Origin of the sequence: Chryseobacterium sp. 2TAF14, assembly GCF_052115105.1 — a bacterium.
Taxonomy (GTDB): domain Bacteria; phylum Bacteroidota; class Bacteroidia; order Flavobacteriales; family Weeksellaceae; genus Chryseobacterium.
On record NZ_JBFRGA010000203.1, the window covers coordinates 1 to 5295 of the forward strand.

At 34.5% G+C, this 5295-nt stretch carries 4 protein-coding genes; 3 read left to right on the forward strand and 1 reads right to left on the reverse strand.

The features are described from left to right. Window positions 1-220: 220 nt before the first annotated feature. Both AB4Y90_RS15775 and AB4Y90_RS15780 read left to right on the forward strand, forming a co-directional pair. Window positions 221-2260 (forward strand): alpha-ketoacid dehydrogenase subunit alpha/beta, encoded by a 2040-nt coding sequence (locus AB4Y90_RS15775; RefSeq protein WP_441558536.1) that lies wholly within the window; start codon window positions 221-223, stop codon window positions 2258-2260. Between the two features lie 140 nt (window positions 2261-2400). After that, window positions 2401-3186 (forward strand): DUF7003 family protein, encoded by a 786-nt coding sequence (locus AB4Y90_RS15780; RefSeq protein ID WP_441558537.1) that lies wholly within the window; start codon window positions 2401-2403, stop codon window positions 3184-3186. Between the two features lie 12 nt (window positions 3187-3198). Here AB4Y90_RS15780 and AB4Y90_RS15785 read toward each other — a convergent pair whose 3' ends face one another. Further along, entirely contained in the window at window positions 3199-3588 is a 390-nt protein-coding gene (locus AB4Y90_RS15785) for a winged helix-turn-helix transcriptional regulator (RefSeq protein ID WP_441558538.1), read from the reverse strand. 335 nt (window positions 3589-3923) lie between these two features. On the opposite strand from AB4Y90_RS15785, the gene AB4Y90_RS15790 reads away from it, so the two are divergent. Further along, complete coding sequence (locus AB4Y90_RS15790; protein ID WP_441558539.1) at window positions 3924-4985, forward strand: NADH:flavin oxidoreductase; 1062 nt, start codon at window positions 3924-3926, stop codon at window positions 4983-4985. Window positions 4986-5295: the final 310 nt, after the last annotated feature.

Genomic DNA, 5295 nt, shown 5'->3' on the forward strand with positions numbered 1-5295 from the left:
ATTTTAAGAGAAGTGATAATCAACATCGAAAAACCCAGTAAATTGCTGGACGCATTCAGAATATGAGACGATTTTTTTTGCATTTTTTTATATTATGTAAAATTAAGACAGAATAATCTTGATTATCAAATTTTTAAAAAACATTATTGAAAATTAAAATTAATATAAAAAGTGTATATTAGCAAAATACTTCATTAATAAAAATATTTAATATTTGGCTATGCAGACAACTTATATAGAAACTCAGCAGATCTCTTTTCAAGATTTTAAAAATCAGATACTTGAAGATTATAAGCTGGGAAGAATCTCTCGTGAAATGTCTTATCTGGGCAGAAGAGAAGTACTTACCGGAAAGGCTAAATTCGGAATTTTTGGAGATGGAAAAGAGCTTCCGCAGTTAGCAATGGCAAAAGTTTTCAAGAACGGAGATTTCCGCTCAGGATATTACAGAGATCAAACGTTTGCTTTGGCTGCAGATGCTTTGACGGTTGAAAGTTTCTTTGCCCAGTTGTATGCAGATACAAGTGTAGAAAGGGAACCTGCTTCTGCCGGAAGACAGATGAACGGTCACTTTGCAACAAGAAGTTTGAATGAAGATGGAAGCTGGAAAGATTTAACGGCTCAGAAAAATATTTCGTCTGATATTTCTCCAACGGCTGGTCAAATGCCGAGATTATTAGGTTTGGCGCAGGCTTCGAAAATATATAAAACCGTAAAATTTGACGGTTCTGAAAAATTCTCAAATGATGGAAACGAAATTGCTTTCGGAACCATTGGTGATGCTTCTACAGCAGAAGGTCATTTCTGGGAAGCTTTGAATGCGGCTTGTGCGCTTCAGGTTCCTATGATTGTTTCTATCTGGGATGATGGTTACGGAATTTCTGTTCCTACCATGAAACAGAGGGCGAAAGCAGATATTGCTGAAATGTTGAGCGGTTTCCAGAGAAAAGAAGGTGAGTTTCAGGGTTGCGAAATCATTCAGGTGAAAGCTTGGGATTATCCTGCATTGTTGGATGCTTATGCAAGGGCTGAACAGTTTGCAAGAATGGAAAGTGTTCCTGTTGTCGTTCATGTAATTGAAGTTACGCAGCCTCAAGGGAACTCTGCTGAAAGAAATCAGCTAATGCAGAAATATAACGAGATTTTTGAGGTTGAAAAAGACAATTATTCTTCTCATTTGTACTCTCAGTCTCAGTGGAAAGCTGAAAATGTGCAGGAAATTAAACCAATCTATTCTGATGCTTCTGAAGATGTAGATGGAAGGGTAGTGGTGAGAAATAATTTCGATAAAATTTTCGAAAAGTATCCTGAAACTTTAGTGTTTGGTGAAGATGCCGGAAACATAGGTGACGTAAACCAAGGTCTTGAAGGAATGCAGGAAAAGTACGGTGAGGTTCGTGTTGCAGATACAGGAATCCGTGAAGCAACCATTCTTGGACAGGGAATCGGGATGGCAATGAGAGGTTTAAGACCAATTGCTGAAATTCAGTATTTAGATTATATTTTGTACTGTTTGCAGGGAATGAGTGATGATCTTGCTACAGTTCAGTACAGAACCAAAGGCGGACAAAAAGCTCCTGTCATCATCAGAACGAGAGGTCACAGATTGGAAGGAGTTTGGCATTCAGGTTCGCCAATGGCGGGAATTCTGAACCTTTCTAAAGGGATTTTGGTATTGGTTCCGAGAAACTTGACAAAAGCTGCAGGATTCTACAACACAATGCTTCAAAGCGACGACCCTGCTGTAATTGTTGAATGTCTGAACGGATACAGATTAAAAGAAAAACAACCGGATAATTTAGGTGAATTCACAGTTCCTGTCGGGAAAATTGAAGTTACAAAAGAAGGAAAAGACGTTACTTTGGTCACTTACGGCTCTACCTGGAGAATTGTAATGGAAGCTGCGGAAGAATTGGAGAAATTAGGAATTTCTGCGGAAGTTATTGATGTTCAGTCATTAATTCCTTTCGATTTAACGCACGAAATTGCTGAATCTGTGAAGAAAACCAACAGATTGGTTGTAATCGATGAAGATGTGGAAGGTGGAACCTCAGCGTTTATTTTACAACAGATTTTAGAAAAACAAAAAGCGTTCAGATTTTTAGATTCTGATCCTTTGACAATCGCTGCAAACGACCACAGACCTGCTTATGCAAGTGACGGAGATTACTTCTCTAAGCCATCTTCAGATGATATGGTGGAAAGAATTTACGCAATGTTTAACGAAACAAATCCTCAGAAATATCCTGCGATATTTTAATTGGGATTTTAGATAAATTTTGAAACCGCTTTCTGTTGGGAAGCGGTTTTTTTGTTAATTTAGTTCTATAGTTATAGCTTATGAAGTTAATATCAACGATGATAATTTTGTTTATCATAATTTTTTGTAATCAATCTCAAATGAATTATACTGAAAAAGAAATTTTAGACCAATTAGATTTAGCATTTAAAGGCGAACCCAGTAAATATTATCCGAGTGCTCGTCCACAAGATATCAAATATAATTTTTTTCTTGATTTGGAACATGGTTATTGTGAAACTGCAGGAAATAAAATTCATTTGTACTCAGATGAAAATAAATGGGCAATTGTTTTTGAGAAAAGTGGTTATCAAAATAGGGCAGGAAGAGCTGAGATTGAACTTGATTATGTAGGGAATTGTATTGATTATATTGTAGAGAAATATCCTGAAAGAAATTATATTTCAAATGTAAGTAGTATTGTTTTAATTGATTCAGATGAGTATACCAGAATTGAAAACAAAAATGGTATTACTGATGTGGAAAATTTTGAACTTATTGGAAATAATATTAAAGAAATAAAAATTCGAAATAAATTTATTTCATTTAATAATAATTATAGAGATTATGAAAAAGTAGGAATTAAAATCAGAGATTATGATAATCCAAAAAAATTAATAGCTTTTGGTGATTTGATTCGATTTTATAACGAAACAAATCCTATTTTAATATCTGCAACAGAAGAAGAAATTAAAAAATATATTCCTAAAAATCTGAAAAAAATAATAACAATTAATGATTTTCATTATGATCCAAATAATTTACCAAGTGAACAGGAACTTTATAAACTTATAGCTAAAATTTTAGTTACAAAAGATAAATCTTTTTGGAAACCAAGTTTAAAGTCTAATAATAACTGGAAGAATTGGGAATCTGGTAACTTGTAAAAACAAAAGCTATCAAACGACAGCCTTTTTTATTTTCTTCTCTTCCAAAAAAGTTTTACAATCCTTATCTTTCTCAGGATCATAAACATGATATTTCGTTTCCCATTCTTCCAGTTGATATAAAATCGGCAGTAATGCCAATCCTTTTTCTGTCAGCGAATATTCTACTCTCGGCGGAAGTTCTTTAAACTCTTCACGGATAACCAATCCGTCGGTTTGCATTTCTTTAAGCTGATCGGTCAGAACTTTTCTCGAAATGACATTAATTCGAACAGCAAGTTCGCCGAAACGCAATTTTCGGTCTTTTATAACCAACACGATGATCGGTTTCCATTTGCTTCCCAACGCAGACATTGCTTTGCCTAAAGGACAGCTGTATTGCATTAATTCGTTCTTTTTCATTGTATTTTTTTTTAAAAACTAATTGATATTTAACCAAAAGTCACAAAAGCTTTATGGTATATTTTTTTAAGTTCAATTATTCTTAAGTTAAAGCTCACAAAAATAAAAAAATCAAAGATTTTTTAAACTTATGTGCTCTTATTGAAGATTAGTTTTTAAGCTTAGAAATTCAAAGTTAATCTTTTGTGCCTTTTGCGGTTGAAAAAAAATCAAACGTTACTTTGAGGTTACTAATGTAAGTTACTGCGAAGTTACCACTATTTTCTGATTAAAAGATACAAAAATGAACTATTATTAGTTACTTTGTGTAACAATTATAAAAATTACTTTTAAAAATGAGTACAGAATCATTGTTTAAACCYTTTCAATACAAGAATTTAACACTAAAAAATAGAATCGTAATGGCTCCGATGACGAGAGCTCAATCTGATAACGGAGTTCCGACTCAGCAGATTGCAGATTATTATGCAAGAAGAGCAGCTTCGGAAGTTGGATTGATTCTCTCTGAAGGAACGGTCATCAACAGACCCGGATCAAAAAATTTACAGAATATCCCTGATTTCTACGGAACAGAAGCTTTAAACGGCTGGAAAAACGTGATCGATGCAGTTCACCAGAATGGTGGAAAAATGGGACCTCAAATTTGGCATGTCGGTGATACAAGAAGTTTAGAAGATTATCCTTTGGTTGATATGGAAAAGGCTTCTACAATGTCTTTGGAAGATATTCAGGATACGATTGACCAGTTTGCAGCTTCGGCAAAATCTGCTAAAGATTTAGGATTTGATGTTTTGGAAATTCACGGCGCTCATGGTTATCTGATTGACCAGTTTTTTTGGGAAGTTACCAATACCAGAACCGATGAATACGGTGGAAAAACGTTAAAAGAAAGAAGCAGATTTGCAGTAGATGTGGTAAAAGCAATTCGTGCTGCAGTAGGTGAAGATTTTACCATTATCATCCGTCTTTCCCAGTGGAAACAGCAGGATTATAAAAGCAGATTAGCAGCAAATCCGATCGAAATGGAAGATTGGTTATTACCGTTAAAAGAAGCCGGAGTTGATATTTTCCATTGTTCACAAAGACGTTTTTGGGAACCCGAATTTGAAGGTTCAGATCTGAATTTTGCAGGCTGGGCAAAAAAAATAACAGGTCAACCGACGATTACCGTAGGTTCTGTAGGATTAAACGGCGATTTTATGTCAGCTTTTGCGGGTGAAGGTTCAGAAAAAGCAGATCTTAAAGAATTGATAAGAAGATTAGACCGTCAGGATTTTGATCTTGTAGCGGTAGGGCGAGCTTTATTGAGCGATTATCAATGGGCGAAAAAAATTAAAGAGGGGAGAGTGGAAGAGCTTACAGATTTTGCGGGTTCTAGTTTAGGAGTACTTTATTAAAACTACAGTGAATTGCAGGTTTACTTCGTCAATTTATTATTTAAACTTTTTTCTACGATTCACAAAGAAGTAAAATGAGCAGTTCACTTTTATTATAAACATAATTTTACCTATAATTTTTTTAATTTTTAGAAAACCGTTTTCAAATTTGTGAGAACGGTTTTTTATTAAATCAATTTTTTTAAATGCAAAGGTCACAAAGTTTTTTTGAATGTATTGAAAACATTTTTCGTTCGCAAAGGCGTTTCACTCACCAAAGAAATTCTAAGCTTAGCTGAACAAAGTGCCTTTGCGAGCGGAAGATATACAG

What these genes read in the sequence shown, in the direction of transcription:
- AB4Y90_RS15780 (WP_441558537.1), top strand. Translation starts at nt 2,401, where the DNA reads ATGAATTATACTGAAAAAGAAATTTTAGACCAATTAGATTTAGCATTT.
- AB4Y90_RS15785 (WP_441558538.1), bottom strand. Translation starts at nt 3,588, where the DNA reads ATGAAAAAGAACGAATTAATGCAATACAGCTGTCCTTTAGGCAAAGCA.
- AB4Y90_RS15775 (WP_441558536.1), top strand. Translation starts at nt 221, where the DNA reads ATGCAGACAACTTATATAGAAACTCAGCAGATCTCTTTTCAAGATTTT.